General features: G+C 42.0%; 9 protein-coding genes. 8 read left to right on the top strand and 1 reads right to left on the bottom strand.

Features of this window, described 5'->3' with window-relative positions; genetic code table 11:
• The first annotated feature begins 52 nt into the window (after positions 1–52).
• The 8 genes from AC07NA_RS16025 (at position 53) to AC07NA_RS15990 (ending at position 17185) form a co-directional block, all read left to right on the top strand.
• Complete coding sequence (locus AC07NA_RS16025; RefSeq protein ID WP_494898589.1) at positions 53–1258, top strand: DUF262 domain-containing protein; 1206 nt, start codon at positions 53–55, stop codon at positions 1256–1258.
• Complete coding sequence (locus tag AC07NA_RS16020) at positions 1236–2357, top strand: DUF3696 domain-containing protein (RefSeq protein WP_494898588.1); 1122 nt, start codon at positions 1236–1238, stop codon at positions 2355–2357. The genes AC07NA_RS16025 and AC07NA_RS16020 overlap by 23 nt, the downstream gene beginning before the upstream one ends.
• Positions 2357–3304: a hypothetical protein gene (locus tag AC07NA_RS16015; RefSeq protein WP_494898587.1), complete on the top strand. Its 948-nt coding sequence runs from the start codon at positions 2357–2359 to the stop codon at positions 3302–3304. The genes AC07NA_RS16020 and AC07NA_RS16015 overlap by 1 nt, the downstream gene beginning before the upstream one ends.
• 220 nt (positions 3305–3524) lie before the next feature.
• Positions 3525–8846, top strand: a complete 5322-nt coding sequence (locus tag AC07NA_RS16010; protein ID WP_494898586.1) for a DEAD/DEAH box helicase — start codon at positions 3525–3527, stop codon at positions 8844–8846.
• Positions 8843–9238, top strand: coding sequence for a type II toxin-antitoxin system death-on-curing family toxin (locus AC07NA_RS16005; protein WP_494898585.1), 396 nt, complete (start codon positions 8843–8845; stop codon positions 9236–9238). The genes AC07NA_RS16010 and AC07NA_RS16005 overlap by 4 nt, the downstream gene beginning before the upstream one ends.
• Complete coding sequence (locus AC07NA_RS16000) at positions 9238–12093, top strand: helicase-related protein (RefSeq protein ID WP_494898584.1); 2856 nt, start codon at positions 9238–9240, stop codon at positions 12091–12093. Before AC07NA_RS16005 ends, AC07NA_RS16000 begins: the two co-directional genes overlap by 1 nt.
• A gap of 6 nt (positions 12094–12099) precedes the next feature.
• Complete coding sequence (locus AC07NA_RS15995; protein WP_494898583.1) at positions 12100–16803, top strand: Eco57I restriction-modification methylase domain-containing protein; 4704 nt, start codon at positions 12100–12102, stop codon at positions 16801–16803.
• 1 nt (position 16804) lies between these two features.
• Positions 16805–17185 (top strand): hypothetical protein, encoded by a 381-nt coding sequence (locus tag AC07NA_RS15990; RefSeq protein ID WP_494898582.1) that lies wholly within the window; start codon positions 16805–16807, stop codon positions 17183–17185.
• A 43-nt stretch (positions 17186–17228) separates the two neighbouring features.
• Here the strand turns inward: AC07NA_RS15990 and AC07NA_RS15985 are convergent, their stop codons facing one another.
• The gene (locus AC07NA_RS15985) at positions 17229–17933 is read right to left on the bottom strand and encodes a hypothetical protein (protein ID WP_494898581.1); all 705 of its coding nucleotides are present in this window, start codon (positions 17931–17933) and stop codon (positions 17229–17231) included.
• Between the last annotated feature and the right edge of the window lie 72 nt (positions 17934–18005).

The following is an 18005-nucleotide window of genomic DNA, read 5'->3' as shown; positions in this document are numbered from 1 at the left end:
AAATCTGTTTAGATAATTTTAAGGGATATCAATTTACAAGAAGAAAAATATAGTGATAAATACAGAGTTAAGTCGTTTAAGGCAATTGGATTATCAGTCTAAGGCAGAATTGCCTTATGATCCTGATGATGTTAATATACGCTTACAGACTTTTCGTGTAATTGAGCTAATCTCCATGATTACCGATGAATCTTTGGACATTCTGGCGGATGATTTCGACGATTTTGATTTTGACGAGCAGAGTAACACAAATCGGCCTTTTCCAGATGAAGATATTGACATCGAGGGGGAAGACGATCTTCAAAGAAATAAAAATTTGTGGAATAATTCTCAGAAAAGTCGCTTCATTGAATCATTGATGATTAAATTACCTATTCCGTTATTCTATTTCGATGGTAGCAGGAAACCTTGGCGTGTAATTGACGGGCTTCAGCGATTGAATACGATTGTTTCTTTTATCAAAGGAGAATTTTCTTTAATTGATCTAGAATACTTAAAAAGGGAATGTGAAGGTTTAAAATTTGCCAGTACAGATTTCCCCGGTCGCTTAAAACGCCGGATATTCGATGCTGAAATTATCGCATATGTTATCAACCCTGGAACCCCACCTGAAGTTAAATACAACATATTTAAACGAATTAACACGGGAGGGCTAAAACTTAATGGGCAGGAAATTAGGAATGCCTTTTTCCGGGGAGGCCCCGCAGAGTTAACCAAAGAACTTGCTAGAAATGAATATTTTAAAAGAGCCACGGAAGGCAAAGTGTCACCTAAAAGAATGATGGACCGTGAGTATACCAATCGGTTTATAGCATTTCAAATTTTTGATTTTCATGAATATAACGGTAAGATGGATCTTTTCCTTTCGTTGTCTATGAATGCTCTTTATAATGCTACCCCTGATGACCTTAATATTATTAGGAACACATTTGAACTAAGCATGACAAGGGCATTTCAGCTTTTTGGTGCTATTGGCTTTCGAAGGCCTAAGGCCAATATGGAGTTTGGTAGACAACCCAATAAAGCATTATTTGATACTGTTTCTTGGAATCTTGTCCAATTAGATAACATAGAGTTTGATTATATAATTTCAAATAGCGTTCACTTCAGAGATCGTTTTTACAGTTTCTTGGATTATGAGCCTATGTATAAGTCAATTAACGATACCACAGGAAACAAATCAGCGGTTAGAAGCCGCTTCAGTCTGTTGCAAGAATTTATAAATGCTTTTCTACATGATCAACCATATCCGTCTTAAAAATTTTAAGTGTTTCACCGATGAACCATTTGGATTGTCACCATTGACCTTATTTACTGGGATTAATGGAATGGGAAAATCAAGTGTCATTCAAAGCTTGTTGCTTTTAAAACAGAGCCACTCGAGTACTGTTTTACAAACACAAAACATCGTTGACCTACATAATTTTAGTTACACTGATCTGCAATCGGCAGATAATCTTTGTAATGCTAATGCTTATCCTAAAACTTTGGAAATAGAGTTAGGTAGTGGTGAAAAACAATTTAACTGGGAAATTGACGCCTCTAAATCTGACAGTACAGAATTGCCTGTTTCATATAGCGGCCCTAATGACTGGAATAAGTTAAATCTTTTCCAACCTGATTTTATTTATATCAATGCCGAACGCATCGGCCCAAGGAAGGCTTACTCTAGGAAAACGGAAAGGGTCTTCAATACTAAATTAGGGATACAGGGTGAACTCACTCCCGTCTATATTTTTGATGCTGTCAATAGGAACGACATCATTGGCCTTGAAAATCTTAAACATAGAGACATTAAAAGTTTAGGATTTTACGAAAATCTCAACGCTTGGATTGGTGACATTTTAGGGCGTGAAACCACAGCTAAAGTAAGTTCGGAAAACAAAGAAGATGTTAACCTTAACTTTGCAGTTAAAGGAGCGAATGGCGGTGATTTTTCTGCAATGCAAGTGGGTTTTGGCTATAGCTTTAGTTTACCAGTAATCACTGCAGCATTAGTTTGTAAACCGGGTGATCTTTTGATTGTAGAGAACCCAGAGGCTCATTTGCATCCTGCAGCTCAGTCGAAAATAGGAATGTTATTGGCATTGGTAGCACAAAACGGCGTACAAGTCATCATAGAAACCCATAGTGATCATGTATTAAATGGTATACGGGTAATCATCAAAGGGTTCGACAGATACGGTAAGGTAGATGCAGAGCTATTAAAGGTCCATTTCTTCTACAATGAGAAAACTACTGATGGTGATTTACAAACACACCGTACTCTATCGGCCCATCCAAATGGCAAATTGACTGGCTGGCCGATAGGTTTTTTCGATGAATGGGAAAACAACCTTGAAAAACTCCTATCCTAATGTTTTGTATTTTAAACAACCTTTCGATTGCCCCTGATGGAGTTCAAATAATGGAACCTGGGCCATTAATTAAGGAATTGATCGATGTTTTTTATTCTGTCAAATCCTACAAACTAGAACAGCTAAAGACTCCTTCCGGATTTGAAGATATGCTTATTGGTGGGGGCTATTCTATAAAGACATACTGGAAGCAGCTAGAAGATCCAGACGAAAAGCAAAGAATACTTGGTTTTTTAACAAATGTTGTTGATGATTTTAACTGGGACTACCAAAAAGAGATAGCTAATGCAGAGGCGGAGAGGATGTTTGAAGTTTCGCATCAGGGCAATATTTCCCAGTCTTTAAAAGACGCTCACGTTTGTCAGCTCCCTTTATTAAGTTTTAGAACAACAGTTACATTTCAAACAGACATTCTTGATTGCCAGAAATACGTCTTAGACCAAAGTGGCGAGCGATATATGTCCATAAGGTTACCGAACTTATACTTTGACGGAAGTGTCGCCAATCACGAAGCGTATTTATTACATACTTGTCAGCAGATTATTCTAGAGAAAAAAAAGTGGGATCCTATTTTTAACCCTTCTTGGCGTACAGAAGTGACTGCAAAAATCATCGCCGATGCCAAATACCCTAATTACAATGAAAATGAAAGTGTAGAAGAAATACGTGCAAAAAACACAGCGGTCGTCATAGAGATTTTAAAAGCTAATGGCTGGATTTTTAATTATAATATTACCCGAAAAAACAAACATCGAGATGAAATATGGAAGGTCTTTACAAATGACCTCACACATGATACCGTTTTTATCTCGGTAGATCTTGGCGAAGGAGAGTTTGAAATTCAGGATCGCCATGGCAAATGGGTAAATACAACATTTTTTGATGGAAGGAAAAATGCTAACAAGAATTATCAAGGAAAAAATACTCATGATATTACTATCAAATAATGTGGTCTTCGCAATATGTCCTTTTTGAAATAAAAGATAACTTCTTGTTCGTTTAGTACTTTAAAGATTTTCTATATATAATTCTACTGTAAATTAATCTAAAGCTTAGTACTCTTATACCTTTCCTTAGTTTACTCATCAATAGTCGTAATATATAATATTATGAACTATCTTTAATAAATTGCCAGAATTTGGCAAATGCCTATTGTTTGTATACAACATGGATATTCTCAATTATCATAAGAAGTTAATTAGTCAGTATAAAGATTATATACGAAGCTTTGTCAATATCAAGGATCAGGGTATTGCAAAGTTTGTAGAAAAAAAGATAAATGAAGGATTGTTATGGCCTGAACCCTTGATCCAGTTCAATCCCACGTTTGAAAAAGGCCGATCGCTGGCAGATCTGGTGAATCAGGAAGGCCTGCACCCCACCTTGAAAAGGATATTTGTTGGTTACGATCTATATAAACACCAGGAAAAAGCAATTTTGCTAGGGTCAAAAGGCCGGGAATTTATCGTGACTTCCGGCACAGGGTCGGGAAAATCCTTAACGTATATCGCTACGATTTGTAATCATGTTTTAAAAATGGGCGCTGATGTATCAAATCAGGTTCAAGCGGTGATTGTCTATCCAATGAATGCGCTTATTAATTCTCAGTTTGAAGAGTTAAAGAAGTTTGAAATTAAATACTTGGAACAAGCTTCAGGGCTAACGATTGATCAAAATGGAAAAAGTTCGGCTGAAATTGTTCGTGAGTTGCACTCGCATACGGACGAAAGGTTTCCATTGACATTTGCTCAATACACTGGGCAGGAAGACGAGGGTCAGCGGGATCGGCTGGAAAAGAACCCACCACATATTATTCTGACGAACTACATGATGTTGGAGTTAATGATGACTCGCGGTGGAAGAGATGTAAAAATTCGTAAAAATATTCTGGACAACATCCGGTTCCTGGTATTTGATGAGTTGCACACCTATCGTGGTCGGCAGGGCTCTGATGTTTCTGTGCTTATTCGTCGGATCAAAGCAGCTGCTTCCGCTGATAAAGTCATTTGTATCGGTACGTCAGCAACAATGGTCTCGGGAGAAGACACCTCCATAGAGCATCAACGCGAAGAGGTGGCAAAAGTTGCTTCAAAGATATTTGGTACGGATTTATCGGCTGAGCAGGTCATTAACGAGTTCCTCATGCGCAGCTTACGTTCTGGTCCTGCGACAAATGACGAATTACGTTTGTCAGTTCAAACGCCAGTGGATCGGTTTGCGAGTTTCGAAATATTTGAAAATAATGCTACAGCAAATTGGATTGAGGAACATATTGCGTTACGGGTAAAGGAAGGTCATCTTGTAAGACGAAAACCAGTTACAATCACTACTATAGCCCGATTGATGGCGGATGCAACAACATTGGATATTGAAACTTGCATGTGCCATTTGCAGGAATTACTGGATTGGGCGAATCAGCTGAACTCTAGGTCAGATAAGGACAGGAGGAAGAATTACCTTCCTTACCGTTTACACCAGTTCATAGCGCAAACAGGCTCAGTTTACACTACATTAGGAGATCAGAGTTCCCGTCAATTATACCTTGATGCCGGATTATATGCCGACAACAAGGATACCAAACTTTTTCCATTAGTTTTTAGTCGCGTATCGGGACATGAGTTCTATAGCGTCAAGCTTGACAAGAAAAATAGTAGAATAGAGCCTCAGGAATTCTATGATGTCGTGGAAGAGCCGGAAGAAGGTTTGATTTCCGAGGAGGGCTATATTTTTATTCAACATCAAGAAGATGACGAATTGGTTTGGGATTTCGAGCGGGATAAAACAGACTTGCCAGAATCCTGGTTTGGTCCCTTAAGAAAGGACGGCACACAAAAGTTGAAACCGGATCAGGAAGCAAAACTGCCCAAAAAGATTTATTTTGATCAGCAGGGTAATTTTTCATTCGACCAAAAAAAGGATTTTGAAGGTTGGTTTATCAGTTCTCCTTTAGCCGTAGACCCGACTTCAGGGATCATCTTTGAACCGCAAGCGGGCGAATGGACAAAAGTCATGAAACTAGGCGGGGAAGGAAGAAGCACAGCCACGACTGTATTATCGTTTGAAACGATCAAACTGCTGGATGCGTTTGAAGAATCGCCAAAAAAACAAAAACTTTTGAGCTTTACAGATAACCGGCAGGATGCGTCACTGCAATCTGGGCACTTTAATGATTTTGTAAAAGTAGGCCAGTTAAGGGCTGCGATCGTCCAGGCGCTGCAGAGTAGCGAGCACCTCGATTATAGCAATATCGCTGATCGCGTATTTGCCTGCCTGGACCTCGGGCAAGAGCAGTATGCACGTCAGCCAGCCCTATTCCCTGGTCCCAAAAAAGAAAATGAGGATGCGCTGAAAGATTTGATCATGTATCGTCTATTGCAAGACTTAAAGCGCAGTTGGCGGGTGGTACTTCCGAATCTAGAGCAATGCGGCTTATTGGCAATTTCCTATAAACATCTTCCGCAATCAGTTACCGATGAATCGCTATGGCTAAAAAATGAACTTTTAGCCATAATGTCCTCTGAAGAACGTTATGAATTTCTGACACAGATCTTTGATTTTTTCAGAAAGGCCTATGCCTTAAACTTTTCGATGCTCGAGCCTGCCCTGATAATGCAGAATGCTAAACGTATCCGTGAAAAATTAAAAAACCCATGGACATTGGATGAGTCTGATAAGCTAGATCTCCCGACATATATACGTTTGGAAAAACTGACCTTTGCAGGCAATTCGTTTCGTACAGAAAGCGTGGGATCACGGAGCATTTTTGCCCGTTACATCAAAAAAACTGCGTTGAAACACGGTATCGAACTGAAAGGAAGAATCGAATATGAATCATTTACCTATACATTATTCGATTTTCTCCAACGAGATGCTGGCTGGCTTTCAGTGAAATTGGTCAAATCGGAAAGTAATATTCAGGTTCCGGTCTATCAGTTAAACGCGGATAACTTGCTTTGGCGTCGGGGCGACACAGAAAAGTTGGCGCCCGACCATATTCGCATTAGATCGTATAAGCCCCTTATTATCCGCCCCAATCAATATTTCCAGCGGTTTTATCAGACAAATTTCCATCAACTCAAACCTATTAAAGGCAGTGAGCATACAGGTCAAATCGCCAACGAAAGCCGTAAACAACGGGAAGCAGCTTTCCGATCCGGGGAAATCAGCGCTCTTTTCTGCTCACCTACAATGGAACTTGGTATAGACATTGCTGATTTATCCATCGTTCATATGCGTAATGTTCCGCCTTCTCCGGCAAATTATGCGCAACGTAGCGGGCGGGCGGGCCGGAGTGGTCAGGCTGCCCTTGTGTTGGTGTACTGCTCAAATTTCAGCGCCCATGACAGGCATTATTTTAAGCATATGACACAAATGGTGTCGGGCGAAGTAACTGCTCCACGGATCGATTTAATCAATCAAGAACTACTGTTAAGTCACCTTCATGCGGGTATTCTGGCTACCCGCCAACTTGCGAATATCAAGGATTCTATTGGTGACTTAATAGAAACCTCAGATCTGGAAAACCTTCCGCTGAAAAAGGAAGTATTTGATTTATTGTTGGTAAAAGAAAAAGAGAAAAAAGAAATACTTGATACATTCAAAAAAGTAATCAGTGACACTTATTTTCAAACCGAATTCGCGCAAAGAAAACCAGCCTGGTTTAATGACAGCTGGATAATCCGTAGCATTGAATTATTTGTCAGCTCATTCGACACTTCACTAGGACGCTGGAGGTCACTGTATCGGGCAGCACAGCAGCAGGTCCGTTTAGCCACTTCAATCATTGAAAACAGGGTTTATGCAGACGATCATGATAAAAAGCGCGATGCTGAAAGAAGCCTGAAACTGGCGGTCAAACAAAGGGAGTTGTTGCTTAACAAAAGCACAGAAGCTGGTCAGGCAGGGAAAAATCGAGAACAAACCGAGTTTTATCCTTACCGCTACCTTGCAGCAGAGGGCTTTTTACCAGGTTATAATTTCACTAGAATGCCCATACGGTCCTTTATGGAAACAGAAGACCAAGGTGGTGAATTCATCGCTCGTCCGAGATTTGTCGCGCTTAGTGAATTTGGCCCCCGCAACATTATTTATCATGACGGCTCAAAATATCGAGTTGACCGGTTGGTGCTTACTGAAGCGGAGTTAAAATTGGAAAAAGCGAAGATCTCACCAAAAACCGGTTATTTCTTATATGACGATCAATTTGGTTACGAAGTGGATCCGATTACAGGCGATCCGTTGCAATTAGATGCTGGGAAGCATTTACATACAACCCTAATAGAAATGACAGAAACACGGGCTCGTGAGATGCAGCGGATTACCTGTCAAGAAGAAGAAAGGACACGAAAGGGCTACGATATCCAGACTCATTTTGCAGTTGACGGTGGGTTTCAAAATACGATGGAAGCTTTAGTAAAAATTAATGAACAGCCTTTATTGCATGTTCATTATATGCCTTCGTGCCGTATTTTTAAAGTCAACTTGAAATGGCGAATTGCTCGTGAAGATGGTTTCACAATCAACCTGAACACCGGTTTTTGGCAAAATAAAAAACAACGGGAAGAAAATTTCGCAAAGGATGAGATTCGGGATGTTAAACTCTTTACATCGGATACTGCCAATGCCATTTACATTCAACCAATACAGGCGCTTGCGCTAAAAGGGGGGGGTAATGGGGTTATTACATTAATGTTTGCCATCAAGCGGGCGATCGAAAATTTCTTCCAAGTTGAAGCAAATGAAATCGGGGCGACCATAATGGGTAGTGAAGACACACCTAACATACTGATTTACGAAGCCGCGGAAGGCAGTCTCGGCGTATTATCACAGATCATGGATAATCCTTCTGTTTACACAAAGTTAATGGAAGAGGCGTATAAGGTATGTTTTTTCGTAAATGGAATAGAACAATTAGGCGAAGTTATCCCGGCAACCTATAACGACCTTTTAAGTTATTACAATCAGCATTATCACCAGCAGATTGACCGCAATCTCGTCAGAGGCGCGCTCCGCAATCTAATGACCTCGAATATTGAAGTCTTGCAGGGCAAAGCGTTTACTAGTTACGAAGATCAATATCTTTTTCTGCAGTCAGCAAGGGATCAAAGTAGTGGCACTGAAGAACAATTTTTAAAATTTCTTTATGAACGTGGACTTAAATTGCCAGATGAAGCTCAGCCTAAGATCCCGGATACTTATGTATACCCGGATTTTTACTATAAGCCAAATGTCCTCATTTTCTGCGATGGTTCCTATCATGATGATATGGCTACGGCCAGCGTTGACCACGAAAAACGTTCAGCATTAAAACAAGCAGGCTATCAGGTATTAGTATGGTATTATAAAGACTCTTTAGCGAATCTTATCGCCAAACGCCCGGATATCTTTAAGCCAGTTAAGGCTGACAATGCCGCAACTCGTAATATTGATGAGATATACGCGAAGGCAAAACGTAAATATGAGTTCACCTTAAGAGAACTCAGCAAATGATCGACCCTGTTTTTCTAACTGCTGAGGAAATTCATCGTCTGCACGCAAATACGATTCGTGACCATGGCGGTCAGGCAGAACTCAGGGATGAGGATTTATTTTTATCGGCAATTTCACAGCCGGAGGCCACATTTGGTGGAGAGTATCTTCATGAGGACTTGTTTCATATGGCTGCAGCATATTTTTTTCATATTTCGCAGAATCAGGCCTTTTCTGATGGCAATAAAAGAGTCGGCCTATTAGCAATGTTTGCTTTCCTAGAATTGAACGGCTATGAGTTAACTGCATCCAACGAAGAGCTCTACCCTAAATTATTGAAGGTTTCAGAAGGCCTTTGTAGTAAGGAACAATTAGCGATATTTGTCAGAGCCAATACCCAACCCTATCAATAATGACGTTTGATTTTAAACCCGGCAGTTTGGTCACTCTTAGGAATAGACCTTGGATTGTTCTTCCTTCGGAAGATCAGGAACTTTTCCTCGTAAAGCCGCTTGGTGGCGCAGATGAGGAGATTACCGGTATATATAAGCCGCTGGCCAATCCTTCCGATATGCCGAAAACCTATAACTTTATCAAACCGGATGCAGGTGATCTCGGAGATTTTCGCTCGGCTAAACTACTTTATAACGCGGCCCGTTTATCTTTCAGGAACGCGGCCGGGCCTTTTCGTTGCCTGGGAAAACTTTCCTTCCGCCCACGTTCATATCAGCTTGTACCTCTGATCATGGCGCTCCGTCAACAAACCACTCGTCTTTTAATTGCAGATGACGTGGGTGTAGGCAAAACGATTGAGGCGCTATTGATTGCCAAGGAGCTCTACGAGCGTAAGGAGATCAAACGGTTCGCCATCGTCTGCCTGCCGCATTTATGCGACCAGTGGCAGGACGAATTAAAAAGTAAGTTCGGGCTGGAGGCAGTGATCATCCGTTCTGGTACAGCTACTGCATTGGAGCGGCAAATCAGGACGCACGAAACCATCTTTCGCGCCTTCCCATTTCAGATTATTTCCATCGACTATATCAAAACGGGACACAAACGCCAGGTATTTTTGGACCATTGCCCAGAACTGGTTATCGTCGATGAGGCCCATACCTGTGCCAAACCCGCTGGCGCCAACAATGCCCAGCAGCTCCGTTATCACCTGTTGCACGATTTGGCACTTCGCGATAAGCAGCATTTACTATTATTGACCGCTACGCCGCACAGCGGCAAACAGGCGGAATTTCAATCGTTGCTTGGATTATTAAATCCTGTTTTCGAACGATCAGACGTGATTACTTCCTCTGAAGAAGACCGGAAAGAAATTGCAAAATACTTTATCCAAAGGCGAAGGAGGGATGTGCTCAACTGGTTGGATGAGACCACGACCTTTCCCGAACGGATAGCTGTTGATCAAGATTATGAGATAGGTAAAAGCTATGGCGAGTTTTTTAATGAAATACTCGCTTATGCCAGGGAACTCGTTAGTCTGAGCACGGCGGCCAACAAGAAGCAACGCTATGGTTATTGGGATGCGCTAGCGCTACTGAGAGGCGTGATGAGCAGCCCAGCCGCAGGTATTGCGATGCTTGAAAAGAAAGCCAACAAAACCAGGCTCCTACAAAATACCGATGAGTTCGAAGAGCTTACTGACGTGGCGGATGAAGTCATGGATACTGATTTTGCCGCCGAGGATCACCTTCCGTTTTCGGTGTTGGAAGCTTTGAACAACAAAGGCGGCACGGAGGCACGGCGGTTATTAAAATACGCTGCAAAATTAAAAGAATTGTCGGGTATTGAATTTGACCAAAAAGCCCGCGAAGCTTTCTTGCAGGTCAGCAGCTTGCTGGAGCGCGGTTATAACCCTATTATATTTTGCCGCTATATACAGACCGCAAATTACCTGGGTGCTATTTTAAAAAAACAGTTTAAAGGCAAAAACTTTAAAAATGTACAATTAGAGGTCGTAACCAGCGAACTCAACGATGAACTGCGCCGCCAGAAAATTGACTTGATGCAGCAGGCCCAGCGCCGAGTACTTGTAGCCACCGATTGTTTGAGTGAGGGGATTAACCTTCAGCAAGGATTCAACAGCGTGATACATTATGACCTGCCTTGGAACCCCAATCGTCTGGAGCAACGTGAAGGGCGCATTGACCGCTTCGGCCAGCAGGCACCTTCTGTGGAAGTGGTGTTACTGTATGGTAGTAACAACCCCATGGATGGCGTCGTATTGGAGGTGCTGTTGCGGAAGGCTCGTGAGATAAAAAAAGCAATTGGTATAGCTGTCCCTTTCCCGGAAAACAGTGCGACCGTAATGGAAGCGGTAACCAATGCGATTCTACTTAAACCTAACGTGGTTGTCAAACAAGTATCCCGACAGCTATCTTTTTTTGAGGACGAAGAAATCACTGCTGAAAAGAACAAGGTAGCCAAAGCCTTCGAAGAGGCTGAACAGAGAGAAAAGGCTTCCAGGAGTATTTTCGCACAAAACATGATCAAGGCTTCGGACATCGAAGACGATTTAAAGGATATTGATGAAGCAATCGGAGATGTCAAGGCCGTAGAACAATTTGTAGTGGAAGCACTGCGCTTTTTGGGCATACAGGTCGAGCCACAAAAAAAAGGTTATTTGATCTATACCCGCAATCTACCCCAAAGGTTGGCCAGTCAGCTGCCTATGCTGACCGACTTCCTGATTTCTTTTCAATCGCCAACACCGCCAGGCTATCGATATATTGGCAGAAACCATGGTTTTACCGAAGCCTTGGCACAATACATCATAAATCAATCCCTCCAGCGCAACGAAGAACACCGGGCATCTCGCTCAGCGGTGGTACGCACGTCCGCGGTCCAAGAGAAAACGATACTATTTCAATTTCGCGTGCGAAATGTCATTGCTGAACAGCCCAGTAACAAAGAAATTGTAGCTGAGGAAATGTCACTATGGGGCTACCGCGGTTCATTGACTGCCCCTGGACCGCTCACAGCAGGTGAGGCAATCGATTTACTGATGACAGCGGTACCGACACAATTAATGGAACGACCGGAACAGGCTTACTGGCTAGAGGAGGACATTGCCTGGATCTATGACGAAAAAATTTTCAGGAGCCATACCGACGATGTGGCACTTAAAAGAGCCCATCACCTGGTAGAAAGTCATATGAAGTTTAAAAAGTTGGTCGCAGGTAATAAGTATAAGGTAGTCGAGCCTGTGTTACCTATGGATGTCCTAGGGGTTTATATTTTTTTACCTACCATTAGTTAGTTGCTTATGAAATATACGGCTATTCAAATTCAAGGCAACCTGATTTCAGAAGAGATTCTTCAAAAAGTCGAAGCGGGAGAGATAATCGGTCAGGCGGCAACAGATTTTGCACTTGAGCCTGGCAGCAACCTGCGTAACGAGATCGAGTATGCTTGGAGCCGTGTCAAGCTCGACTGGAAGCAATTCAGTGATAAGAGCCGGAACCTGCCGGCTTCAGATCCTTATGGAACAAGCCTGAGTCGCAAATGGGTCAAAAACTTTTTGGGTTCCCTTGGTTTTGAATTACGGGACCAAAGGGCTTCGCTGGTCGGCAGCAACAATCAAAATTATGCGATCAGCCATACTGCAGAAAATGCTGCGGATCTACCGGTACATATCGTGGGCTTTTTTGAACCACAGCACCCGGAAAAAAACACTTTGGACATCAAGGCTAGCGGGGGAACGACCCGATATTCTCCGCATGGCACCATGCAGGAATATTTGAATGTTACTCCACATGTTTTCGGAATTACAGCTAACGGCTTGTTTTTGCGCCTAATGCGGGACAGCGGACGCCTAATTAAGTTGACCTATGTGGAATTCGATTTAAAGCGGATGCTGGATGAGGATAAGTATAGCGAATTTACCATCCTTTACCGTTTGTTACATTATACCCGCTTCCCACGGACCGCCGAAGAAGCGGATCAGTCCCTGCTGGAAAAATACTACCAAGAAAGTATTCAGACGGGTAACCGCATCCGCGACGGTCTGAGTAAAGCCGTTAAACAATCTTTGCTTGCTTTAGGCAGAGGTTTTCTGCAGCATCCGGCCAATGAGCATTTACGTTCGAGGTTGCGTGGGGGAGGCTTGAATGCAAGTGAGTATTACCGTCAGTTGCTTCGGGTGATTTACCGGCTGCTATTTTTGATGGTTACTGAAGAACGCGATTTGATCTACGATCAAGAGGATAAGGCACCTGCAATGATCAAGAACAAGAAGATTTACTACGAATTTTATAGTATCGCGCATTTGAGGAAGCAGTCCGAGAAAGGGTTCCTCTATGAGACGGAATTCGATGATTTATGGCAGGGGCTGGCCAATACCTTCCGATTATTTGAGGCCGGTGGCAATGGTCCGTTGCTCGGCATTGCACCTTTGGATGGTGCGTTGTTCAGTAGCCAAGCTATCAACGACTTACATACGAGCTTGATCAATAATCGCTTATTACTCGAATGTATTCGGAACTTGAACGAATTTGAAGACGATCAAAAAAACTTGGTGCCAGTCAATTACCGTTCACTCGACGTGGAAGAATTAGGATCGGTTTACGAAGGTTTGCTTGAACTTCATCCGGTGATCGAAGACTTGGATGCGGGCCAAATTGGTTTCACTTTCCATGAAGGTACCGAACGGAAAACCACTGGTTCTTATTATACACGGCCTGAGCTGGTGAACGAACTAATCAAATCTGCCCTGATTCCGGTAATTGAAGACCGGTTGAAGTCGAATGCAGGCAATAAAGGCGAACAAATGAAGGCACTGCTTAAGCTGAAGGTCTGTGACGCCGCGGCCGGCAGCGGACACATGCTACTAGCTGCGGCCCGGACCATTGCCTGGTACCTGGCACGCTTGCAAAGTGGTGACGAAAACCCTGCCCGTTCTATTTTTCAGAAATGCCTCAGAGAAGTTATCCAACATTGCATTTATGGCGTTGATATGAATCCCGCCGCGGTCGAATTATGCAAGCTCGCGCTTTGGTTGGAAGGACATAATAGTGGTAAACCACTCAGCTTTCTTGATCATAAGATACGAAATGGCAATAGTTTAGTTGGTGTACGTGACCTTGCTGTACTAAATAGCGGGATACCGGCTAATGCATATATACCTTGTACTGGTGACGATAAAGAAATTTGTAGGGAGTTAAAAAAACGGAATAGCGCTTTTAACCGGATGTCCCAATATTCCTTATTTGACCAGCAGCAATTGCTAGGTGAGGATTCCCATAATTTCAGCCAGGAATTTAATTTACTAGAAAATATCGTGCAGGACGATATTGCAGCCGTAAACTTAGTCAGAGTTAGGTTTGAGAAATTCCGGGAACGCCCAAACTGGTGGAGGGACTGGCATGCCTGCAATATCTGGACGGCTGCATTTTTTGAAACCTATAACCGAGTGGTGGATAACGTCCTCTTTACGACTGAAAAATTACAGCATTTCCTGAGAGAACCAAATGCAGCGGAGCCAGGATTATTAGACGAAAGCGAAACACTTTCGCTACAGCATAATTTTTTTCACTGGCCCCTGGAATTTCCGGATGTTTTTGAGCAAGGCGGGTTCGATGTAATACTGGGAAATCCCCCCTGGGAAAGAGTTAAATTACAACAGGAGGAATTCTTCGCGACCAGAGATCAAGCGATCGCAGATGCACCGAATGCGGCAGCCAGAACAAAAATGATCAAAGAGTTAACCCAAACGAATCCGGCCCTCGCTCTTGAATATCAAATGGCACAACATGTGGCCGATTGTTCCGGAAAATTTTTGCGCGAGAGCGGTCTGTATCCGTTGACGGCTGTAGGTGATGTAAACACTTACTCTGTGTTTACCGAATTAGCAACTACACTATTGTCGGTCAACGGCCGATTAGGAATAATTGTTCCGACGGGGATTGCAACCGATGATGGTAATAAAGTTTTTTTCCAAGACATTATCCAATCTAGTCGGTTAATTAGTCTTTTTGACTTTGAAAACCGGCTTGGCTTTTTCCCAAGTGTAGACAGCCGGTATAAATTTTGTTTATTGACCGCCGCTGGCTTGGACATTGGAAGCAAACCAATGCATTTTGGCTTTTATTTAACCAAGATCGAGCATCTGCAGGATCAATTACGCATATTTAGCCTGACAAAAAACGATTTTCTGCAATTCAATCCGAATACGAAAACATGTCCAGTATTCCGCACCAGTGTGGATGCAAATTTGTCGCGCCGAATTTACAGCCGTTTCGGGACATTTGTTGATAACGAAAAGAAAGTCAATGCATGGGGCGCTTATTACATCCGATTGGTCGATTTAGGAGATCATCAAAACGAGATTCAAATGGTACATCTGATGGATCCCGCTGTCTACACGATACCGGTTTATGAGGCCAAGATGTTCTGGCACTTGGATCATAGATTGGCAACCTTTGCAAGTCAGCCCGCCAAAGCCATAGAGGGCGGGGGGGCAATGTTAATGACTTCAGAAGAAAAGGAGGATAGTCGAAGGTTTGCCACAGTTCGGTATTTTGCTAAAGATAATTTATTTCAAGATTTAGTGGGTAAATATCCTGATTACCAAAAGAACTATTTTGTCCTTTGGCGCGACGTTACCAATGCTACTAACGAGCGGACTTCCATTGCCAGTGTTATCCCAAAAGTCTTAGCCTCCCGTTCCTCACCTGGTATCGGATTTGACCATGCGACCTCTCCGGTTCTTTTACTCACTAATTTAAATTCGCTAGTCTATGACTATTTCGTTCGCCAAAAAATCAGCGGGCTACATTTTAATTGGGGGTTATTAAAACAAACGCCTGTAGTGCCACCAGATAGCTATACGGAAGAAGATAAAAACATCATCGCTCAAAAAGCAGTTGAATTGATTTATACGGCCTGGGATGTTAAAGCTTTTGCCGACGACCTGTGGTATACTGCTAATCAGGATTTAAAAATCAAAATTCGTCAGCAATGGGAGGATAATCGGAAATACACAGGGGGACATGACTGGGCTGGCCAAAGCGTTGAAGAACTAGATGGGGCTGTAATTCCATTTCCCCCTTTTAAATGGCATGAAGACCGGCGTGCTATTTTGAAAGCTGAGATTGACGCGCTTTATGCAAGGATATATGGCCTTTCTGATGATGAGTTGCGTTATATCCTGGATCCACAAGATGTCTACGGAGCAGATTTTCCGGGTGAAACCTTCCGGGTATTGAAGGATAAGGAAGTACGGTTTTATGGCGAATACAAAACCAAACGCTTAGTGCTGGCGGCCTGGAATAAATTAAATAATAATGTATCTTTAACCACTAACCATGAACCTGAAATGATTGATTTAAGTCTTCACCAAGGAATTTATAGCATTAGAGAAACGGCTGCGATTACCGGATTCTCGACGCAGAAAGTCACTTCATGGTTCAATGAACTAAACAAAGAAAACTACGAAGGAATTAACACCAAGTCGGTGCGTGATGCAGATAACCGACGCATCAGTTTCCATGGGCTGATTGAATTAGTGGTAATTGGTACGCTTCGGGAAAATGGCTTGTCCCTGAAGAAAATACTTCAGGCGCGCGCGGATCTGAGTGAAAAAACCAAGAAGACCTACCCTTTTGCCACTAATAACGTCAATACAAGCTTGAAAATTGCCGGCAGCGCGATTATCTGGGAATTTGATAACGGGGTTAAAGTAACGCTTAACGGCACCAGCCAGATTAATATTGATTTTATTACCCTTTTCTTCAGAGATATTATCTTCAAAAATGATATAGCGCAACGCCTGATGCCAGCAAAAGGGAATATGAAGGTGATCATCGACCCGCAGATTGGCCTGGGGAAACCGGTGATTATTGATAAAGAAGTACCTGTCGATATGATTGCAGCGGCTTATGTCAAAAACCCAGGTTCAATAAACTTATTAAAAAGTCAGTACGATCTTAGCAACGACGAAGTGATGGCCGCAGTAGCCTATATGCAATAAGATGGATATACTCTTTGACAAACATCATCCAAAAAATCTTATCGAAGCGATCCGATTAATCCAGGCTATGGATGCCGAAGAAGAGTATACTATTTCTTTATATGATAGTACGATACGCGACAGTGAACTAGTTTTACCGATCTTGTTGCGTATTGACAAACAAAAGCGCGGCATTGAACCAGTGACTGAAGTCCTTTTTGAAAGTGGGTTTCGTATACTTGCACTAAAATTTCCGGGAGAGGGTGTTCCGGACATGTTTGAATTATCTTTATTTATTATTGAACTTTGGCCTAAAATACGAAACCTGATGCGGGAAAATAGAAAACCGTTCATTTACAAATCGAATGCTAAAAGCGGGAAATTAATTCGTATTAAGGAATAATAATCTAAAAGATACACGTATTTATTCTCATATTGATAAAAACCTAGATAGTCCTTCTTCGATAATTCGACCAGTTATTAACCTGTCCAATCAAAGTGGTAGATTTCATATTCGGATAATGCAGCTCCACATAATCCTTAAAAGAACTAATCGTTTCAATATTATCCCATTCTAATGCAGTAAGGCAAAGCATCGACCATTTCTTTGTATGCACCATAAAGCTATATAGCTGGATGTAAGGAGGTGCTTTTTCAAATGCTTCTTCAATAAGTTCGTTATACAAAGCTTTTTTAAGCACTTTTTTAAAATCCATGATCAGATCATAAGTTACCAATTGAAGTGTACCCCACTTTATCAATTCCGCCATATGCAGCAATTCCTTGTCATCGAAGAACAAATACAGGTAAGTAATAAAGTCAAATTCCATAGCATCGCAAAGGTCTGTACTGAAATGCGTATAAAGTTTTTTAAACGCTTCCAATGAAAATCCATCCTGAAGCTTGTCTATTACAAAACGAATAACTTCATTTTCCTTCTCAATTATTTGCTCCAGGGCTGAGCCTTTAACGTTGCCATCCGCCAGTTGCATAGCATACCTCGGTTTAGAGAACAATTCAAAATAATAGCTTTTGAAAAAAATAGTTTTTCGCTCATAGGTTACCTGTACGTACAGCGGGTGGGTAAGTTGTCCATGAAAATCTACCTGCTTTAGCCGGTCATTTAAGTAGGTCTTGAAGCTAATTTTCATCTTATTTAAAAATATTTTTAATAGAATTATGTTGTATTTGATCAAGTTCAACGACAATAATAGCACTACAAT

It is taken from the genome of Mucilaginibacter sp. GW821-FHT07G05, assembly GCF_059418565.1.
This window is presented reverse-complemented; position numbering and strand designations above follow the sequence as displayed.